Origin of the sequence: Vitiosangium sp. GDMCC 1.1324, assembly GCF_003044305.1 — a bacterium.
In the GTDB taxonomy this organism is placed as follows: Bacteria; Myxococcota; Myxococcia; order Myxococcales; family Myxococcaceae; genus Archangium.
Window position 1 is genome coordinate 90,491 of sequence record NZ_PZOX01000002.1, and the last position, 19,319, is coordinate 109,809.

At 69.2% G+C, this 19,319-nt stretch carries 18 protein-coding genes; 6 read left to right on the forward strand and 12 right to left on the reverse strand.

Features of this window, described 5'->3' with window-relative positions; translation table 11 throughout:
• The first annotated feature begins 174 nt into the window (after nt 1-174).
• From DAT35_RS04850 to DAT35_RS04860, 3 genes are read left to right on the forward strand one after another with little or no spacing between them, the layout of a single operon-like run.
• On the forward strand, nt 175-630 hold the full coding sequence (locus DAT35_RS04850; RefSeq protein ID WP_108065732.1) for a hypothetical protein: 456 nt from the start codon (nt 175-177) through the stop codon (nt 628-630).
• Entirely contained in the window at nt 627-1,001 is a 375-nt protein-coding gene (locus DAT35_RS04855; protein ID WP_146209568.1) for a hypothetical protein, read from the forward strand. Before DAT35_RS04850 ends, DAT35_RS04855 begins: the two co-directional genes overlap by 4 nt.
• 10 nt (nt 1,002-1,011) lie before the next feature.
• On the forward strand, nt 1,012-1,809 hold the full coding sequence (locus DAT35_RS04860; RefSeq protein ID WP_146209569.1) for a hypothetical protein: 798 nt from the start codon (nt 1,012-1,014) through the stop codon (nt 1,807-1,809).
• 55 nt (nt 1,810-1,864) lie between these two features.
• Here the strand turns inward: DAT35_RS04860 and DAT35_RS04865 are convergent, their stop codons facing one another.
• Nucleotides 1,865-2,971, reverse strand: coding sequence for an AraC family transcriptional regulator (locus DAT35_RS04865; protein ID WP_108065735.1), 1,107 nt, complete (start codon nt 2,969-2,971; stop codon nt 1,865-1,867).
• Between the two features lie 108 nt (nt 2,972-3,079).
• Here DAT35_RS04865 and DAT35_RS04870 point away from each other — a divergent pair, with 108 nt between their 5' ends.
• Nucleotides 3,080-4,108, forward strand: a complete 1,029-nt coding sequence (locus tag DAT35_RS04870) for an aromatic ring-hydroxylating dioxygenase subunit alpha (RefSeq protein ID WP_233261308.1) — start codon at nt 3,080-3,082, stop codon at nt 4,106-4,108.
• A 29-nt stretch (nt 4,109-4,137) separates the two neighbouring features.
• Nucleotides 4,138-5,484: a transporter substrate-binding domain-containing protein gene (locus DAT35_RS04875; protein WP_108066397.1), complete on the forward strand. Its 1,347-nt coding sequence runs from the start codon at nt 4,138-4,140 to the stop codon at nt 5,482-5,484.
• A 15-nt stretch (nt 5,485-5,499) separates the two neighbouring features.
• Here DAT35_RS04875 and DAT35_RS04880 read toward each other — a convergent pair whose 3' ends face one another.
• The 11 genes from DAT35_RS04880 to DAT35_RS04930 form a co-directional block, all read right to left on the reverse strand.
• Entirely contained in the window at nt 5,500-5,958 is a 459-nt protein-coding gene (locus DAT35_RS04880) for a GyrI-like domain-containing protein (RefSeq protein WP_108065737.1), read from the reverse strand.
• A 90-nt stretch (nt 5,959-6,048) separates the two neighbouring features.
• Entirely contained in the window at nt 6,049-7,989 is a 1,941-nt protein-coding gene (locus tag DAT35_RS04885) for a methyl-accepting chemotaxis protein (RefSeq protein WP_108065738.1), read from the reverse strand.
• 24 nt (nt 7,990-8,013) lie between these two features.
• Nucleotides 8,014-8,568: a PDC sensor domain-containing protein gene (locus DAT35_RS04890; protein ID WP_108065739.1), complete on the reverse strand. Its 555-nt coding sequence runs from the start codon at nt 8,566-8,568 to the stop codon at nt 8,014-8,016.
• Entirely contained in the window at nt 8,568-10,724 is a 2,157-nt protein-coding gene (locus DAT35_RS04895; RefSeq protein ID WP_158501554.1) for a response regulator, read from the reverse strand. Before DAT35_RS04895 ends, DAT35_RS04890 begins: the two co-directional genes overlap by 1 nt.
• Nucleotides 10,714-11,226 carry a chemotaxis protein CheW gene (locus tag DAT35_RS04900; RefSeq protein ID WP_108065741.1) on the reverse strand — a complete coding sequence of 171 codons (513 nt, stop codon included), beginning with the start codon at nt 11,224-11,226 and terminating at the stop codon, nt 10,714-10,716. The genes DAT35_RS04895 and DAT35_RS04900 overlap by 11 nt, the downstream gene beginning before the upstream one ends.
• The gene (locus tag DAT35_RS04905; RefSeq protein ID WP_108065742.1) at nt 11,204-12,064 is read right to left on the reverse strand and encodes a chemotaxis protein CheW; all 861 of its coding nucleotides are present in this window, start codon (nt 12,062-12,064) and stop codon (nt 11,204-11,206) included. Before DAT35_RS04905 ends, DAT35_RS04900 begins: the two co-directional genes overlap by 23 nt.
• A 9-nt stretch (nt 12,065-12,073) precedes the next feature.
• Entirely contained in the window at nt 12,074-12,478 is a 405-nt protein-coding gene (locus tag DAT35_RS04910; protein WP_108066398.1) for a response regulator, read from the reverse strand.
• Nucleotides 12,479-12,742: 264 nt separating this feature from the next.
• Nucleotides 12,743-13,144, reverse strand: a complete 402-nt coding sequence (locus DAT35_RS04915) for a response regulator (RefSeq protein ID WP_108065743.1) — start codon at nt 13,142-13,144, stop codon at nt 12,743-12,745.
• A gap of 174 nt (nt 13,145-13,318) precedes the next feature.
• Nucleotides 13,319-15,085 carry a DNA polymerase/3'-5' exonuclease PolX gene (polX, locus tag DAT35_RS04920; protein WP_108065744.1) on the reverse strand — a complete coding sequence of 589 codons (1,767 nt, stop codon included), beginning with the start codon at nt 15,083-15,085 and terminating at the stop codon, nt 13,319-13,321.
• Between the two features lie 95 nt (nt 15,086-15,180).
• Nucleotides 15,181-15,996 carry a Uma2 family endonuclease gene (locus DAT35_RS04925; RefSeq protein WP_108065745.1) on the reverse strand — a complete coding sequence of 272 codons (816 nt, stop codon included), beginning with the start codon at nt 15,994-15,996 and terminating at the stop codon, nt 15,181-15,183.
• Between the two features lie 217 nt (nt 15,997-16,213).
• Nucleotides 16,214-17,803, reverse strand: coding sequence for a glucose-6-phosphate isomerase (locus DAT35_RS04930; protein WP_108065746.1), 1,590 nt, complete (start codon nt 17,801-17,803; stop codon nt 16,214-16,216).
• A 225-nt stretch (nt 17,804-18,028) separates the two neighbouring features.
• On the opposite strand from DAT35_RS04930, the gene cglB reads away from it, so the two are divergent.
• Nucleotides 18,029-19,270, forward strand: coding sequence for an adventurous gliding motility lipoprotein CglB (gene cglB, locus DAT35_RS04935; RefSeq protein WP_146209570.1), 1,242 nt, complete (start codon nt 18,029-18,031; stop codon nt 19,268-19,270).
• Nucleotides 19,271-19,319 lie beyond the last annotated feature (49 nt).

The following is a 19,319-nucleotide window of genomic DNA, read 5'->3' on the forward strand; positions in this document are numbered from 1 at the left end:
GCGTGTGGTTTCGCAGGCCATCGAAGCGGTCGGCATCCGCCCCTGAGCCAAGGCTCTTGCAATCAACCGAGGCTCGAGGACGTGTAGGGACACGGTGGTGATTCCCTGCGTCCTGTCAAGGACACACATTTCACATATATCGTTGATTCCATGTTGACATGGCCTTTACACCGAATGGGACGTGTCCTTGGCGCTGTCCTCTCTCTGGTCCTGGCAGGCTGCGCCTCGTCTGACGAGAACATCCGACCCGAAGAACTGAGGTTCGGCGCCTACGAGGTGGACCCGGATGGCTCTCAACCCTTTGAGTTCTTCATTCACGGGACGACACATGCCAAAGCAGTGGAATTCGAGCCCAAGAAGGGTGCCCGCCTCTTCACCACGACGGACATCCATGTCGCTCGGCTTTTTTCGCAGCGGACAGTCGGGCGGGAAGGGGGTAGAGTGGGTGCTGCCGTGATTGCCATCCCCCGCGAGATTGCAGTCCAGCTCCGCGAGAGAGGGGTGCTCAAAACGCAACCCGTGCCAGACATGCCGCAAATGCTGGAGACCATCTTCGAACCGGGAGCTGTCGAGGTTCTGAAGGACCATGCCGCGATTCGACCGTTGCCAGAAGGATTCTTCGAGCCATGAAGGGGCGAGTGAGGACCATACGCGTCGACCTGCCGCCAACCAACCCCGAGTACAAAGGCTCGTTCCTGTACTTCTTCATTGACGCTGAGTGGGGCGAGAGCCGACATCCGTGGTGGGGCAAGCTGGTCCGTTTCCTGTTGGAGCTCGAACGGCAACCCGCAGGCCTCAGCCACGATGGCGTGGAAATGGAGGTGGCGCTGCTGACCGGGCAGAAGCGTCAGGAGTTCCTGGAACTTCTCCGCACTGCTCCCGAGTCGGAGGTCGCGGGGCATCGAACGCTCCGCTCGGCGCTGCGGCAGCTACCCCAGCACGAGCTCAATGTGCCCGTCCGCTACTTTGGTCCAGACCCCAGTCAGCCGTCGAATGATTGAGCGGAGGTGGATGCCTGTGTCACCGGTCGGCAAGCTCTCTGCCCTGGTGCTGCTCCTCCTGCTCACCGGCTGCAAGAAGACCAGTCCTGAGAAGACCCTCGTGGACTGCAAGGAGGATCTCGACTGCTACATCGCCCGGGCCCGCGAGTGCCTCCCCACCCTCGTGGTGCACCGTGCTCTCTACCCGTTGGATTGGAATGACACTGACAGCGAAGTACCCATGACCGTCCTGTACGAAGTGCATGGTTGGGTGCGGGGCCGCTGCCATGTCGAGCGTACCCAACTCCATCCCCCCTGGGATTGGCCTGACGCGGGCCCTCGACCGGAGGACGCGAGCGATAAGATGCGCGCGGAATACTGGCGCAGCGTGCCTTTCAGCACCGCGCTCGGGGTCCACGCGCCGCGGATGCAGTGTCTTTATGTGCCAGCACAGGCCGCGGGGATGATGGAGCGCATTCGCGACGGCTATGCCCAGATCGAGGATATGGAGCCCTGCTACCCGGGCGATGGCCGCTGCGGCACGGTGCCCCGCTTCGTGGTGGGCTGTGCCTACCGCGAGTGCTTGCTCGGACGCTGGACCTATGTCTGCGACGACAAGGGGCAGCTCCGGACGTGTGAGGGCACGCGCCTCTCGGACAACACCCCGTGGGAGAAGCGCTGCGTCAGCTGGTGTGGCGAAGATGGCAGGGAAGTCCTCGACTGCGACTTCTTCTGGCCCGAGCGCCGTCGCGCCAGACTCCTCCGAGAAGCCGAGCAACAACGCCTGCGGGCCACTGGGAACACCGAGGACGCGGGCTCGCCTCCATGAGCAACGGAGTGTGAACCCTCTCTCCCTTGGGAGAGGGCTGGGGCGGGTCTACCCGCTACGGACGGGAGCGAGGTGGACGTGGGGGCAGCACCACCGTCCGAGGCGAGGCAGCGACCTCGCCCTCCATGCGCCACTCACGCGGAGACTGTCCCGTCCAGCGGCGGAAGGCGTGGTGGAAGGCGCTCGGCGCGGAGTAACCGAGCCGCCACGCCACCTCGGCAATGGGGGTGTCGGCTTCGAGGAGGACACACGCCTGTTGTCGCCGGAAGGCCTCGCGCTCGGTATCCAGTGACGTGCCCTCGTCGCGCAGGCGCCGCTGGAGCGTGCGGGGACTCATTCGCAAACGGGCCGCCAGGTGCGCGAGGTCCGCACCGGATTCGGGCAGCAGCTCGGGCAGCAGTGCCCGGACCTGATCCGCCACGCGAGATGACGCGGGGAGACCGGCCAACATCCGGTCCGTGGCGCGCGCGAGCACTCCCGACAAGCCGGCGTCTGCTCCGGGCAACGGGCTCGCGAGAAGAGCGGCGGGCATCTCCAGCACGTCCTGCGGCGCGCGGAAGGAGACCGGTATGCCCAGCACGCGCGCATACACCGAGGCCTCCGCGGGGCGCGACCCGCGCAAACGCAGGCGAGCCCCCGGCAGTCCGCCCACCAGCCGCCCGCCATTCAGGACGAGGTCCGCGAAGACGAGCTGGGCCATCAGCCGGTGCGCGGGGCGCTCGGGCCCGTACGGGTGGTACGTCACCGTCACGCGCCCGGCTTCTCGCTCCAGCGTGAACCGTTCCCCCTCGCTCCACAGGCGCTGATAGCGCAGCACGTGCTCCAGCGCATCGCCGAGCGTGCGGCTGCTCACCATGAGGAAGCCGAGCGCATCGAAGTCTTCCACCCGCAGGGACGCCCCCATGTGCAGCCCGAAGCATCCGTCCCCCAACCGGGCCGCGGCCTCCTCCAGGAGCGTGTAGACGGCGAGCAGGGATACCCGCGCCTCCGGCTCGGTGAGTCGCGCGCGCTCGAGTCCCGAGGCTTCCAACAAGATGCGTCGTGGAAGACCTCTGGCCTCGGCGGAGTCGAGCACGCGCAGCGCCAGCCCGGCCCAGGCGGTGGGGCCCGCGGGTGCCAGGCGCGGTTGGCGCGTGGGAGCATTCCTTCTGGCGCGTGGCATCACTCTCGTCCGGTGGGGCCTCTCTACATTGGAGTCATGGGAGGCCCCTGATTGATGGGAACGGATGAGAATAGGCAGACGCGGAGACAGGGAGCACGAGAGGACTTCGTGCGAGACACGTGGTACCCGGTGCTGGAATCGAAGCGGCTGGGCCGCCGGCCCGTGGGAGTCACCCGGCTCGGCCGCAAGCTCGTGCTGTGGCGAGACGCACAGGGCCAGCCCGTGGCACAGGAGGCGGCCTGTCCCCACCGGGGCGCCGACCTCTCCAAGGGCCGGGTGGTGAGCGGATGCCTGGAGTGCCCCTACCACGGCCTGCGCTTCGCCGCGGATGGCGCGTGCGTGCGCGTACCCTGCGAGGGGGACGCACGCCCGATCCGGGCCGACCTGCGGGTGAAGGGGTTCGTGGTACGCGAGGGGCTCGGCCTGGTGTGGCTGTGGTGGGGCGAGGAGCGGAACGAGCTTCCCCCTCTGCCCTGGAACCACGAGCTTCCGGAGGCGGGAGCGGGCTCGTGTACCGCCACGCTGACCTGGAACGTCCCCTTCGCCCGGGTGATGGAGGGAAACCTGGACCTCCACCACTTCCCCTTCGCTCACCGCCGGTGGGCCCCTGGGTTGGGGACCCTGCTGGACCCGTATACGGCGCGCCTCGAGGGCGACGTCATCCACACCCGCGGCGTCCTGCGCAGGGATGACGGCAAGCCCTGGGATGGTCGAAGCGGTTTCGTGGCGGAAATCAGGGTGCTCTTCCCCCACCTGGTGCTCCTCCGCTTCGGCAGTCTCACCCAGGGCATGGCGGCGGCCACGCCCATCGACGAGGAGAACACCTGGGTGGTCTTCCGCTACCGCAGCAGCCTCCCGCTCCTGGGAGGGCTCGTGGCGTGGTTCCTCGTGCGGACGGAGGTGGGGCTCATCCAGCCGGAAGACTACGCACTGCTGCGCGACAGCGAGCCTCGGCACCCCACCCGCGAGGACTTCCATCTGGTGCGCGCCGATGCGGGCATCGCGCTCTGGTTCCGCATGTATGAGCGACGGCTGGAGGCTCAGCGCCGGGCGCTCCCGTCAGGGGAAGGTGTCGAGAGCCCCGAGCAGGGAGTGCACACGAGCGGCGAATGGGGCGGAGACAGAGCCTCTGGGTGATTCGCCTCCCCCTGGGGCAGAGTCCGGGAATGCATCCATTCCCTCATCCGAAGGCCGAAGAGCCGCGCGAGACACTCCGAAAGGTGTTCCTCGCCGGCACCATGCTGGTCCTGCTCGCGGCGTGCGCGGCGCATCCCGGGACGGTTCCTCCCTCGAGAGAGACCCGGGTCCTCCGCGTGGGAACGAGCGGCGACTATCCGCCCTTCAGCACCCTGCGGGATGGGCAGGCGTCCGGCTTCGACGCCGCGCTCATGGAGTCCTACGCGGCCGACCGCGGATACCGCCTCGAATGGGTGCGCTTCCGCTGGCCGGAACTGGTGGCGGACCTCGGCGCTCATCGCTTCGACGTGGCGACCAGTGGCATCACCCTCCGGCCCGAGCGCTCCCTGGCCGGGCGCTACACCGTCCCGGTGGCACGCAATGGAGCCTTGCTGCTCCTGCGGCGTCCGGCCTGGGCACCTCCGCCCGGAAGCAGCACCCCCGAGGAGCCACTCGCGCTCCTGCGCGCACTCGACCGGCCCGAATTCCGCGTGGCGGTGAACCGGGGCGGTCACCTGGAACGTGTGGCACGCGCTCACTTCAAGAACGCGCGCATCCTGGCCATCCCCGACAACGCAGCGGTGCGCGAGGCGCTGGCCAACGGGGAGGTCGACGCGGCGCTCACCAACACCGTCGAGGGACCGCGCTGGGCCGAGGGCCTCTCCGGCATCGAGCGGGTCGGCCCGTTCACCCGGAACGTGGTGGCGCTCTACGTGGAGCCCTCACGGGCCGAGCTGGCCGCGGATCTGGACACGTGGCTCCTCCAACAGGAGGAGAGCGGCGCACTCGAGCGGCTCCGAGCGCAGTACCTGGGCCCCGCCGCCACCGGGCCCACCGCGACGCCCGTGGACGCGCTGCTCTCCGCGACGGCCGAGCGGCTGGCGTTGATGCCCATGGTGGCCGCGGCCAAGCAGCGCGCGGGTCAACCCATTGAGGTGCCAGCGCAGGAGGCGCGTGTGCTGGAGGCCGCCCGGAAGGATGTCCACGCGGCCGCTGCGGCCCTGCGCATTCCAGCGCCTCCGGACGAGGCCATCACCACGTTCTTCCAGGCGCAGATGGACGCGGCCAAGCAGATCCAGCTTCGCACGCCCACCACCCTGGATGCGCCCGTGCACTCGCTCGATGATGAGCTGCGGCCAGCGCTCGCGCGCATCAGCTCGCGCATCAGCGCACTCGTGCCTCGCGTCCCAGGAGGACTGGACCGTGAAGCCACCCGGCGCAAGGCGCGCGAGGAGCTCGCGTCCACGGGTCTGAAGGCAGAGGAGATCGACCGCCTCGCCGATGCGTTGGTGGAGCTCGGTGCGACCCGTCGAGCCCCGGCCACGGTGGGCCCGTGACGTCCGAGCGGAACGTCACTTCACTCCGATCTGGATTTCGAACGCGTTGGCCGGAGAGTCCGCCGAAGTCCATCCATGCCAGACTTCGCGGCTCTCACCGCTGAACTCCCGCCCTGCCCGGGTGATCGCCTCGACGACACCTCCGTAGCCCGCGCGGAGGCTCTCCTCGGAGAGAGCCCCCGTGTGCAGGGTGGAGAAGCAGGGGAACGGCTCGAGTGTGCGGACCTGGAACGCGCCCCTGTACCTGTCCGGGTTGCTGACAGGCACACAATAGTCGTGACGGAATCGCTTCCTCGGATCGCCATCACGTCCGTGGGAAACGAAGATCCAGGGCCCGGTCGTCTCGAGACCATCGCGCTCGATCTCCGCCATCATGATCGGCGTGAGCTTCTCACCCCAGCTCCCTATCTCCGAGATGCTCAGGAATTCGGTCGCAGCGATGACTGTCACAGGCTGTACGACTTTGAAGCTCAACGTGGCCTCCCTGCTGGATGTCCGCGGGACTCTGATGCAAGCCCCTGTCGATGCCAAGGCATCCATGCGCCACCGGTGCGGTCGGAACTTCTACACGCGATAGCTCTTCACGATGGCCACCATCTGCTCGGCCACCACCTCGAGCTCGGCGGTGGCCTTGTTCGTGGAGGCCAGCCGTGCCACCGACTCGTGCATCATCTTGTTGAGCTCGGAGACGGCGGCGAACACCTGGGTGACCCCCACGCTCTGCTGGGTCACCGCCGCCGAAATCTGCCGCACCACCGCCACGTTCTCGCGCACGATGGTCGACAGCTCTCGCAGGTTCTCCCCCGAGGCCTTCATCCGCTCCAGCCCCGCCTCCATCCGCTGCGAGCCCTTCTCCGTTATCTGCACCGTGTCCCGGATGGCGCCGCTGATGTCCTCGAGGATCTCCCGCACCCGGTCCGTCGCCTTGAGCGACTGGTCCGCCAGTCCGCGGATCTCCCGGGCAACCACCGAGAAGCCCTTGCCGTGCTCGCCCGAGCGCACCGCCTCGATGGCCGCGTTGAGCGCCAGCATGTTCGACTGGTCCGCCAGCTTCGTCACCGTCTGGGTGATGCCTCCAATCTGGAGCGTCCGCGCGGACAGCTCGGTGATCTTCGCGGCGATCTCCCCCGCCCGCAGGCGGATATCCGCGAGGTTCTCCAGGCTCTGCTCGATGGCCTGGCTGCCCGAGCGCGACACGTCATCCGCCCGCTCCACCACCGAGAGCACCGCCTCCGCCTTCTGCGCCGCCACCAGGGACGTCTGCCTTATCTCCTCCGCCGTCACCTGCGCCTCCTGCAGGGCCGCGGCCTGGTAGTTGATGGTCTCGCTCTGCTCGCGGGTGGACACGGAGAGGTTGCGCACCGCCGCGGTGAGCACCTGCGCGGACTCCTGCAGGCTCCGAGGCACCTCGCGCAGCTTGCGCACCATCTCCGAGAACGAGGCCGCGAGCTGGCCCACCTCGTCCCCACCCTGGATGGAAATCTCCTGCGTGAGGTCCCCCTCGCGGATGATGCGGCCCACGGCCTCGTTGAGCGCCTGGATGGGCTGCACCATGCGCTGCGCCATGAGGAAGGAGCCCACGAGCGCCAGGCCACCGAAGAGCAGCACCAGGGCGCCAGAGGTCCACAGCGAGCCCCTCACCTCCGCATACGCCTCGTCCGAGGACAGCAGCGCCACGTAGAGCCACTCCTCACCCGCCTCCCGGCCGCTGGCGGCGCGCACGAAGCCGCCCACGTCCTGACCGAGCTCCAGCACCCCCGCGTCATCCAGCTCGGAAGCCGCCAGCACGGGCGTGAGCAGGGGCGTGATGTTGCGCGGGCCGAAGAGGAGCCGGCCCTGGGTATCCGCCAGTGCCAGCCGCAGACTGCCGTGATGCTGGGCCTCGGCGCGCTCCAAGGCGGGTTGGGTCTCCGCCTCGAGCTGGCCCCAGTCATACGCGGCCATGAGCAGCCCCAGCCGGCGTCCGTCCGTGGGCGCGATGACGGGCACGGCGAAGCGCAGCACCCGCTGACCGAGGACGGTGTCGTCTCCCAGCGCGGCCTCCCCGCTCAGACTGCCGTCGAACGCCTCGCGGAACCACGCGCTGCGCGCCACCGACTCCGCGCTCGCCGCGTAGCGGGCCTGCAACCCCAGGTCACTCGCGGACACCGCCCGTCCGTCCGGCGTGAAGAGGACGATCGCCTTGAAGGCGGGATAGCGCTGCTGGAGCACCGTCAGCACCGCGTTGCTCTTCGTGTAGATGCCATAGAGGAGCGCGCCGCGGAGGATGGGGTCCTCGGACCAGCTCAGCACTCCGGCATGGCGCTCGGAGAAGGTGTTGCGCAACTGTCTGGAGAAGCTCTCCGTCTCCGCGCGCAGGGTGGCGTGCACCTGATCGGTGAGCACCTTGCGCAAGAGCCGGGCCGACAACCCCCCCAGCAGCAGCAGGGGCGCGAGCGACAGCAGGGTGACGGCGAGCGTCAGGCGGCCTCGGAACTGGAGCGAGCGCGGTGGGAAGGGACGCATGCGGACCTCGGTGGGAGCGGAGGACTAGAGGGCATCCAGGTTGAGGCTCACGGTGAGGGCGCCGATGGCCCGGCCCCCATCCATCACGGGCAGGGAGACCTGGACGACGTACGCCTGGACGGATTCGTCGAAGTCCGGGGTGTCGACGAACTCGGCGCCCTTGCCGTCCGCGAAGGAGCGCTTCCATTTCTCCTCATCGCCCTGCCAGAAGTCGGTGGTGCGCTGGGTGGCGGCCACCAGGGCTCCCTGGTCATCCATGACGAAGGCATCGCCCATGAAGGCCGCGTCCTTCTGGATGCCGCGGAGCACGGCGGCACAGGCGTTGTCGAGGTAGGGCCGCATGAAGTCCTGCGTCCCGCTGCTGCCCATCCATCGCGCATCCAGTTGCTGGATGTCCGCGAGCGGTATCCGGCGTGCGTTCTGGGCTCGCACGGCAGCAAGCACCTCGGGGTTGTGCGCGAGGGTCCGCAGGCGCTCCAGGACGAGCCTCACCTTGGCGACGTGGGCCGCGACGTCCTCGGCCCGAGCCTCCACCGGCCCCAGGGTGAGCAGCAGCAGGCAGAGAAGACGCAGAGGCATCAGCGGCTCCAGACAGGAGGAAGGGAAGCGGAGGCCGGGGCCTCCAAGGACGAGGGAGAACCAGGGGCGGACGCCCGGAGACGGGGACGCACGAGCAGGTCCTCCACGACGGCGAGCAGACGGCCCGCGCGGCACTCGCGCTTGCCGAGGAAGGCATCCGCGCCCGAGGCCAGGCCCGCGTCGCGCTCGGAGTCCGAGTCACTCGCGGAGACGAGGATGATGGGAACGGCGCTCGTCGAGGGGCGGGCACGGAGCTGCGAGGTGAGGGCCCGGCCGTCCATCTCCGCCATGGCCACGTCCACCACCACCACATCGAGGGGGAGGCGCGCCGCGAGCGCCAGGGCCTGGGCGCCCGTGGCGGCCGTGTAGACCTGGAAGCCTCCCGCCTCCAACATGGTGCGATGAAGGGCACGCGCGGTGAGCGAGTCATCCACCACCAGCGCCCGGCGCCCGCGTCGCGCCCCGGGCACTGGCCCCTCCGTGGCGAGCCAGTCCGAGCGCAGCACCGGGAGGAACTCCCCCCCGGGAAGGGCCGCGGCGCCCTGCCACGCGGGCAGGTGCCGGAGGGCGGGTGGGAGGGGCCTCACCGCCAGGTGGCGCTCGTCCAGCACCGAGTCCACGCGCAACGCCAGTCGCCGTCCCCGCGCGTGGATGAGCACCAGCCGCAGCTCCTCCACGGGAGGACCTGGAGGCAGACCGAGCCGCTCGGCCAGGTCCACCAGCGGCATCCGCTCCTCCCGCAGCACCAGGCAGGGAGACACGTCTCCCCGCACCTCGGATGCGGGCGCGGTGCACACGCAATCCACCGAGGACAACGGCAACCCGAGGGTGTGCTCTCCCACGCGCACGCCCAGCACGGGCGAGGTGCCCAGACCCTCGGGCAGGGTGATGACGAAGCGCGTGCCCTGCCCCGGCAGGCTGTGCACCTCCAGCTGTCCCTCCAGGGCCAGCACCTGGGAGCGCACCGCGTCCAGTCCTACCCCGCGCCCGGACGTCTCCGTCACCTGCTCCCGCGTGGACAGGCCCTTGCGGAAGATGAGCTGGTGCACCTCCGCCGCCGTCATCGCCGCCAGACGCTCGGCCGGCAGGAGGCCCATCGCCAGGGCCGCGCGCCGCAGGGCCTCCGTGTCCAGTCCCGAGCCATCGTCGGACATCTCCAGCACCACCAGGTTGCCCACGCGCTCGGCTCGCAGCAGCAAGGCTCCCACGCGGTGCTTGCCCCGCCGTTGCCGCTCCTCGGGCCGCTCCAGCCCATGGTCCACCGCGTTGCGCACCAGGTGCGCCAGCACGCCCGACAACATGGACAGCACCCGCTGGTCCACCGACAGCTCCCCGCCGAGCAGCGAGAGCTGCGCCTCCTTCCCGGTGCGGCGGCAGAGATCGCGCACCCCGCGCTGCAACGGCTCCAGCAGGGTGTGGAGCTCGGCCGTGGAGAGATCCTGCACGTTCCGCTCGACGGAGCCGGCCAGCTCGCCGGCCTCTTCCCGATCCTCGGCGAGCGCGTCGCGGACATCCTCCAACATCAGGAGGGGCGACATGCCGCGCGGTGCACGGCCCGGGTGGCGCATGGCATGAATCACCCGGTCCAGCTCTCCCAGGCGCTGCTCCAACCGCAGCCGCAGTTCCTGGAAACGCTCTACGTCCCGCACGAGCGCGTGGAGCTGTGCCGGCCGCATCCACCACCCCGCGTCCTCCGCCTCGGCCCGAGCGGGCTGCACCGGCCCGGGCTCCGGGGCCACGGGGGGCGCCTCGGCCAGGGAAGCCGGGTCGTCGAAGAGGACCAGGGTGGCGGCCAGGTCGGGCAGCCCGGTGGTGCGTCCTTCCTGGTGGGCGCGCAGCCTCCGGCCAAAGACATCCAGCCCTTGCAGGAAGGCGTCCGCGCGCTCCGGAGGCATCCTCCCCGCATCCTGCAGCGGCGCGAGGGCGTCCTCCATGCGGTGGGCGATGGCCGCCAGGTCTTCCAGCTCCAGCGTCCCGGCGCCGCCCTTGAGGGTGTGGAGGGCGCGGGCGAGATTGTCGAAGGACTCGACGAGGGCTTCGGGAGGCGCGCTTCCCCGCTCGAGCGTCATCAATTCGCGGGTGATGGTGCGGCAGAGCTCCCGCGCCTCCACGGAGAAGGTGGTGAGCAACACCTGGGTGGAGTCATCAACGGACACGGTCCACCTCTCCGGCGAACAACGCCGGAACATCGAGCAGCCGCAGCGGAGGCTCGCCGGGAGGGAGCACCTCGCCCTTGCGCGCCTCCTGGACCACGGACAAGGGAAGCGCCCGCGGTATGGGGACGCGCTCGCAGTCGAAGGCAACGAGTCCGCCCACCCCGTCCTCCACCACCACGAGCACGGACGGGTCCCTCGTCCAACCCCTCACTCCGAGCAGCGCCGCGAGGCTGTGGGCGGACAGGGCGCGTCCCTCGAAGCGCAGCAGGCCCAGCACGTGCGAGGGAGCCAGCGGCAGGGGCGTCACTCCGCGCAAGGGCAGCACCGCGCGCATCCGCTCCAGGGGAATGGCGCAGCGCTCGGAGCCCACGGGAAACTCGGCCACCCAGACCGTGGGAACGTCGTCCTCCTCTTGGGGCCGCTCACGCAGGGCCGCCGCGCGCTCCTCGAGCTCGGCGCGTGCCTCCTCGGGAGGTTCGTCATGCAGCGGGAGGATCTTCATCGGAAGACCTCGCAAGCTCCTGGAGGAGGTTGGGAGTGACGAGCACCTCGGGCGAGAGCAGTGGAAGGAACCCCTCCGGCGTCTGGAGGAGGGCGCGCAGGGCCTCGCGCAGGGCGGGATGGCCGCTGCCTCCCAGCGCCTCGCGTGGACGGAGGGCATCGGCGGAAAACTCGCGGGGCTCCTCCACCTGGTCCACACACAGGGCGAGCGCGCGGCCCCGCACCTCCACCACCACGAGCTGGCGGAGCAGGTGCCCCACCTCGTGCTCCACGCCGAAGCGGCGCGCGAGGTCCAACACCCGCACCGGCTCGCCATGCAGCACGAAGAAGCGGTTGAGCCAGGAAGGACTGCCCGGCAGGGGCTGGGTGGCGGGGAGCCGCAACACGAGCCGCACGCAGTCGAGGGGCACAGCCACCCGCAACCCGCCCACGCACACCACGAGGGCCTGGAGCCGCGTCCGGGCCTCGGCGGCCCTCGCGTCGGCGAGCACCCGGTCCACGGTGCTCACCAGCACGTCGGCGCGCAGGGGCTTGGGGAGGAAGGCCACCGCCCCCTTCCCCACCAGGGCCTCGCCCCGGGCGCGCTCGGAGGAGGCGATGATGATGGGCAGCGAGGCCAGCTCCGGGTCCTCACGAAGGCGGGCCACCACCGCCGCGCCATCGAGCTCCGGCATGGACAGGTCCAACAGCAACAGCGCGGGCCGCAGGGCACGCACACGCTCGAGGGCCTCTCGCCCATTGGCCGCCGTCTCCACCTCGTACCAGCGGCCGAGCGCCGCGCGGGAGAAGGCGAGAATGGCTTCGCTGTCGTCCGCGTGAAGGAGACGGGGACGGGACATGGGCGAGGCTCAGGCGACGAGATCGTCCGCGTCCGAGGGCAGCGCGAGATGCCGGCGGACCACGGCCACGAGCGCCGCGCTGGAGATGGGCTTGCGCACGAACTCGGAGACGCCCACCTCCCGGGAGCGCTGCTCGAGGTCCGGCGCCTTGCCGCCGGTGAGCAACACGATGGGCACCCGGCTCACCTCGGCCCTGTCGCTCGCCCGCACCTGGCGCACGAACTCCAGCCCATTCATCCCGGGCATGTTGACGTCCGCGATGACCAGGTCCACGGGGCTAGCGCCCAGCAGCTTCAGCCCCCGGTCACCCCGGTTCGCGTCGAGAAAGTCCAACTGCTTCAACTTCATCAAGTACACCTTGATGATGTGCCGGATGGTGTCGCTGTCATCGACGAGCAGCACGGTATGTTTCATGGAGTCCCCCGCGAATCCATGTTTCGCGAAGGCACGCGCAATCCCTTGCATCGGCCAGGACTGACACGCGCCACGTGAGTTCGGAAGCCGAGGAAGACACGATTCCGGAAGGTCCGGCGTGTGTCGATCCATGGTCATTCGCGGCGAGCCGGACTCGATCAGCGCTGAACACTCCAGCCAGGGACGGGCCGGAGGATGTTCAGCAACCGACTGCTCCGGACCCTCCTGGACGGAAGGATCCGACGGCAGCGGATTCCCAGTCACTCAGGCGACGAGCTCCACGTCATCAGGCAGCTTGAGTTGCCGGCGCACCACGGCCGCGAGCGCATCGATGGAGACGGGCTTGCGCACGAACTCGGAGGCACCGGCCTCCCGGCCCCGGGCCTCGAGGTCCGGCGCCTTTCCTCCCGTGAGCAGCACGATGGGAACCTCGCGCATCCGTTCCTTCTCACTCGCACGCACCCGGCGCACAAACTCGAGCCCATCCATTCCGCCCGGCATGGTGATGTCCGCGATGACCAGGTCCACCGTGCGGATTTCCAGCAGCTTCAGCCCCTGCTCGGCCCGGTCCGCATCCAGGAAATCCAATTTCAATTTCATCAGATATATCTTGAGGATCTGCCGGATGGTGTTGCTGTCCTCCACCAGAAGAACGGTGCGTTTCACGGGAGCCCCCTCGATGGCGTGAATTCATTTCATTTCCAGGATCTTTTCGCACCGCCACTCGGAGTATTAGCGTGAAGTTGCGCCGCCAAGGATTGAACAGAGAAAAGAGAGGCTGTGCACCAGCCAATACTCCAGACGTCCTCTGGTGCACGGGCGAAGCCTCACATGTGCGACTCATGGGGACGGGCCCGGGCCCTCGTCCGCCCAGGTAGGAGCGGGAACGCGGCGCGAGCGGCGGAAGTGACGCCGCAGCTCGGAGAGTGGAAGGGTATTGAGCACGTCGCCCGATTCCAGCCATCCCCGCCGGGCCACCCACACGCCGTAGCGCAGGTTCTCCAGGTGGCGCGCGTTGTGGGAGTCACTGGAGATGACGAGCTTCACCCCCGCCTGCTTCGCCATCCGGCACGCCGTGTCCGTCAGGTCCAGCCGCTCGGGCTGCGCGTTCACCTCCAGCGCCACGCGCTCCTCCCGCGCCACCTCCAGCACCCGCTCGAGGTCATAGGGGTAGGGGTCCCTGCTCCCGATGAGCCGCCCACTCGGGTGCCCCAGCACATGCACGAGCCCGCTGCGCAGCGCGCGCACGATGCGCTCTGTCATCTCCTCCGAGGACATGTTGAAGCGCGAGTGGACGCTGGCCACCACGCAGTCCAGCTCCGACAGCACGCTGGCATCCAGGTCCAGCGAGCCATTGGGGAGGATGTCCACCTCGATGCCGGTGAGCAGGTGTGGGCGCCCGCGCAGCTCGCGGTCCATCCACCGGATGGTGTCGACGTGCGCCCACAAGCGCGCCTCATCCAGGCCCAGGGGACGCGAGCGGGAGTGGTCCGTGATGGCCAGGTAGCTGCGCCCGAAGCCCCGTGCGGCCGAAGCCAGCTCCAACAGCGAGCTGCTCGCGTCCGACGAGGCCTCCGAGTGCACGTGCAGGTCTCCGCGCAGGTCCTCCTCTTCGATGAGCTCGGGCAGACGGCCGGCCTCGGCGGCCTCCAGCTCGCCCAGGCCCTCGCGCAGCTCGGGAGGAATCCATGGAAGGCCCACGGCGCGGAAGACGTCCTCCTCGCGCTCGCCTGCGATGCGGCGGCCCTTCGCGTCGAAGACGCCGTACTCGCTGACCTTGAGGCCCCTGTGCACCGCACGCGTGCGCAGCGCGATGTTGTGGGCCTTGCTGCCGGTGAAGTAGTGGAGCGCGGCGCCGAAGGACTCGGGAGGCAGGACGCGCAGGTCCACCTGCAACCCCACACTCAGGCGCACCGTGCTCTTCGTGGGCCCCTGCGCGAGCAGCGTGGCCACTCCGGGCAGCGTTGGAAATGCGCTCACCACGCGCCCGGGGTCGGTCGAGGACACGAGCAGATCCAGGTCTCCCACCGTCTCCTTGCGGCGGCGCAGGCTCCCAGCGGCGACGGCCTGCTTCACACCCGGAATCGCCCGCAGGCGCTCCACGAGCTCCTCGGCATACGGGAGGGCGCGGTGAAGGGGAACGCGGCCCTGGCGGGAGCGATAGCGCGCCACCGCCGAGACGATGGCCTCCGCGCGTTTGGAGCCCAGCCGTGGCAGCTCGGCCAGCCGGCCACTGAGCGCGGCCTCCTCGAGTGCGTCCACGGAGGTGACGCCCAGTTCCTTCCACGCGAGCGCTGCCGTCTTGGGGCCCACGCTCTCCACGCGGAGCAACTCCATGACGCCGGGAGGCACCTTGCCGCGCAGGCGCTCGAGCTCGTCACAGGTGGCCTTCTCGACGAACTGGGCGATGCGCTGCGCGGTGTGCTCTCCCACGCCGGGCAGGCCGGCGAGCTCGCCCTTGCGCACCAGCTCGGAGATGGAAACGGGGAGCGTGTCCACCACCTGTGCCGCCCGCCGGTAGGAGCGGACCTTGAAGGGGTTCTCGTTGGTGAGCTCGAGGAGGTCTGCAATCTCCCCGAGCATGGCCACGACCTCGGCGTTCTCCATGGCGCTCCTCCGCGGTGACCCTCCGACTCAATGTCGGTCGCCCCACGGAGGACGGGAACTGGCTCGGGTGGTGGAGCAACCAGACCCGGGAGCGCTCACTTCTCGCGGTGCTGGAGGCGCTCCAGCTCGGCCTCCAGTTGCGCGAGACGGCGCTCCGCCTCTTCACGCCGCCGGACTTCCTCCTCCCGCAGCCGTGTCTCCTCCTCCCGCAGCCGCGCCTCTTCGTCCGCGCGCTGCTGCACCGCCTCCAGCTTCTCCTCCAGCCGTACCACCAGCTCCCCCGACTCCAGCAGCAGCGCGTTGCCCGCCCACAACCGCAACTTCTCCCCCACCACCTCGAAGTCCAACCCCAATACCTCCGAGGTGTATCGGCCCTGCTTCGCCTCCATCCGCTCGTACCGCCTCGCCCCGGGCCGTGGCAGCCGGTAGGCCTCCAACCTCTCCCTGGACCGGTCGTAGATGAAGTACTCGGGAATGCCCACCCGGGCGTATCGCTCCACGTTGTACTCGGCGTCCTTCTTCCGGTCGCCGCCCACGTGCACCTCCATCACCCAGTCCAGCCCCCTGCCTTCGTGGCTCACCACCCACTTCTCCCGCTCGTGCTGCTCCACATCCAGCACCGCCAGGAGGTCGGGCGCGAAGCGCCGCTCACCCGGGTAATACACAGGCAGCTCCGCACCCAGGTACACCTTGCGCCGCTGGTGTTTGAAGTATTCGAGGAGCACATCCAGCGTGCGCACCTTGGCCCGGAAGTGCTTGTCGCCCTCCGGCATGGCCATCTCATCCCACGTCACCTCCCCGGGCAGTGACTCCACCACCCGGGCCCTCTCCTCTGGCCCCATCGCCTCCCACTCCTCTTGCGTGGGCGCCTGGGGAAAGGCGTCCCCACCCTCTTTCGTGTGCCGTCCCATGCCCTCAAGCCTGCGACGGGTGACCTCATGGGTCAACCTCCCCGACGCAACTTCTCAGCAAGGAGCGGGCCGAGTGGACAGAATGCACGGCGCAGAGGGCACGGAGGGCAGGCACATTTCGCGCCTTCCTCTCATGACGTGGAGGGGTGTCCCGTTGCGCGGATGGAGGCCCTGACGTCATCAGGGCCTCCTGGGGAGAGAGGGTTCTCCGTCGGGCTCAGCCCGCGCGGAAGCGCGCGTCGAAGCGGGTGGCGCCCGGCTCGAGCTTCACGCCGTGGTCCGGGTTGGCCGACAGGTGCTGCAACACCTTGAACACCGTCTCCACCTCGTCCGGCGCGCCCACGGCGGAGGCCAGCTCCTCGACGGAGTGGGCCTTCGCCTTCTCCGCGCGCAGCTTCGCCAGCAGCTTGCGCTGCACGTCCAGCACCGCGCCCGCCGCCTTCTTCCCCGCCTCCACGCCCGGCTGGTGGTAGGCGTTGATGTTCACCAGCGACGCGTAGAAGCCCACCGCCCGCTCATAGAGAGCAATCAAGGCCCCCAGCGTGCGCGCGCTCACGTCCGGCACCGTGAGCGTCAACGACTCGCGGTCCTTCTCGAACAGGGCCCGCCGCGAGCCCAGGAGGAAGCCCGCCAGGTAGTCCCCGCTGGTGACGTCCGGCTCCACCTGCATGGACGCTCCCTCACGGTCCTTGAGCACCTCCACGAAGGTGACGAAGAAGTTGTTCACGCCCTCGCGCAACTGCTGCACGTAGGCGTGCTGGTCCGTGGAGCCCTTGTTGCCGTAGACGGCGATGCCCTGGTTCACCACCTTGCCGTCCAGGTCCTTCTCCTTGCCCAGCGACTCCATCACGAGCTGCTGGAGGTAGCGCGACAGCAGCAACAGCCGATCCTTGTACGGCAGGATGACCATGTCCTTCTTGCCGCGCCCGTCGCCCGCGTGGAACCACATGAGCGCGAGCAGCGCGGCCGGGTTGCGCAGCATGTCGCGCTTGCGCGTCTCCACGTCCATGTCGCGAGCGCCCGCGAGCAGCCCGTCGATGTCCACGCCCTGCAACCGCGCCGGCAGCAGCCCCACCGCCGACAGCACCGAGGTGCGCCCACCAACCCAGTCCCACATGGGGAACGTCCGCAGCCAGTTGCCCTGCTTCGCGGTGCGGTCCAGCTCGCTGCCCTCGCCCGTCACCGCCACCGCGTGCTTGCCAAAGTCCAGGCCCTTGCGCTTGTACTCGCGCTCGGCCTCCACCATGCCGTTGCGCGTCTCCTTCGTGCCGCCCGACTTGCTGATGACCACGGTGAGCGTCTCGGAGAGCTTGTCCCCGAGCTGCGCCAGCACGCGGTCGAATCCGTCCGGGTCGGTGTTGTCGAAGAAGAACACCTGCATCGGGTCCTTCGGCGTGCCGAGCGCGTCCGCCACGAGCTGCGGCCCCAGCGCCGAGCCACCAATGCCCACCAGCAGCACGCGGGTGAAGCGGTCCGCCTTCGGAGGCTTCACCCGGCCGGCGTGCACGTCATCCGCGAAGGCGCGGACGGCGGCGACCGTGTCCTTGATTTCCTTCGTGAGGCCCGGCTCCGGAGCGAGCTCGGGAGCGCGCAGCCAGTAGTGCCCCACCTTCCGGTTCTCGTCCGGATTGGCGATGGCACCCTTCTCCAGGGCCGCCATGGCGTCGAAGGCCTTCTCCATGGGGCCGCGCATCCGCCCGAGGAACTCCTCGGTGAAGTTCATCCGCGACACGTCGAGCGTCAGCCCGACAGACTCCGCCCCACACAGGTACTTCTTGTAGCGCTCCCACAGTTGCCGCTCGCTCATCGGCTCTCCCTCGTCCTACGGTTCCGTCTCGGGCCCGTTCCTACCGCCATGCCCATGTGCGGGGAAATGGGTTTGATGCGGACCACGCCCGGGGAATGACACTGAACACCCCGGAGGCTCCGAGCGTCGGGCGCCATGCACCCCCGTACTCCCGGCCGAGGCCAGGACTCCCCCGCGTGCGCTCCCTGCTCCATCGGCCGCCGCACCCCACTCCCAGGAGCCCCCATGTGCCCCCGGTTGAACACTTCCGGAGCCCTCGCCTCCTTTCTCGTCTGTGCCGCGCTCGCCGCGGGCTGTCAGACGTATGACTTCGAGCCCGTTCCCCCCGCCGCCATCTCCACGCCCAGGCTCGAGAAGACGGTCGCGGCCCGGGGCGACACGCCCAACCTGATGCTGCTCGTGGACACCTCCGGCTCGATGCTCGAGCCGATGAACCCGGCCAATCCCTCCTGCCGCTCGAGCCTCGGGCTGATCTGCCTGGGCGAGGGGTGCCCCGCGGACTGTCCCACGCGCTGGAAGTCCCTCCAGGGAGCGATGGACTCCTTCTTGAGTACCCACGGCACGGTCGCGCGCATCGGCCTGGCCACCTACCCGGGAAGCCAGCTGGTCCGCGGCACGCAATGTGGTGGCACGGAGTCGCTCACCCTGGACCTGCTCGCGGACGACGACCCCGCCGCCCTGCGAGCCCATGCCCAGGCCGTCAACGCGGAGCTGCACAAGATACCCAATGACACACGAACGGGGCCCACCGGAGGCACCCCCACCAGCGCGAGTCTCCTGTTCGTGGGATCACTGCCACAGCTCCAGACGGACGAGCGCACCGACTTCGTCCTGCTGCTGACGGACGGCGTGCCCAACTGCAACGAGAGCAATGCCACCTCTGGCCCCTCCACAGCGTGCCGCTGCACCCTGAGCGAGGACCCCGACGCCTGCAGCGGCGACTTCGAGCGGCTGGGCTGTCTCGACCAGGACGGCTCGGTGGCCGCGGTACGGGCCCTGCGTGGCAAGGACATCCAAACCATTGTCATCGGCTTCGGCGCGGAGACGGCCTCGGGCCCCGGGTTCGAGGTGCTCAACGCCATGGCCGAGGCCGGTGGCTTCGCGCGCAAGTGCCAGACGGACGCTTCATGCGGCGCAGGAGACACCTGCGACACGGCGCTCGGACTGTGCCGCCGCCGCTACTACCAGGCGGGCAACCAGGACGAGCTCGCGGCGGCCCTCCAGCAGATCAGCGAGCGCTTCGAGGGCAAGCCCTGTCTCATCGAGCTCGCCCCCGACCAGTTCCCCCCCTCGCCGAGCCTCGCGCGGGTGTACGTGGATGGCGAGGGCTACTCCGCCGGTGACGACACCTGGCAGCTGAAACAAGGGGTGGGCGTGGAGCTGGTGGGCTCGCTGTGCAAGCGCGTCGAGAGCACCTCGCCCTCCCATCCCGCGCGCATCGAAGTCCGCATCGTCATCCCCCACTGAGCGTCCGCATCCCTGCTTGATGCGCACACGGGCCGAGCCCCATCATCGC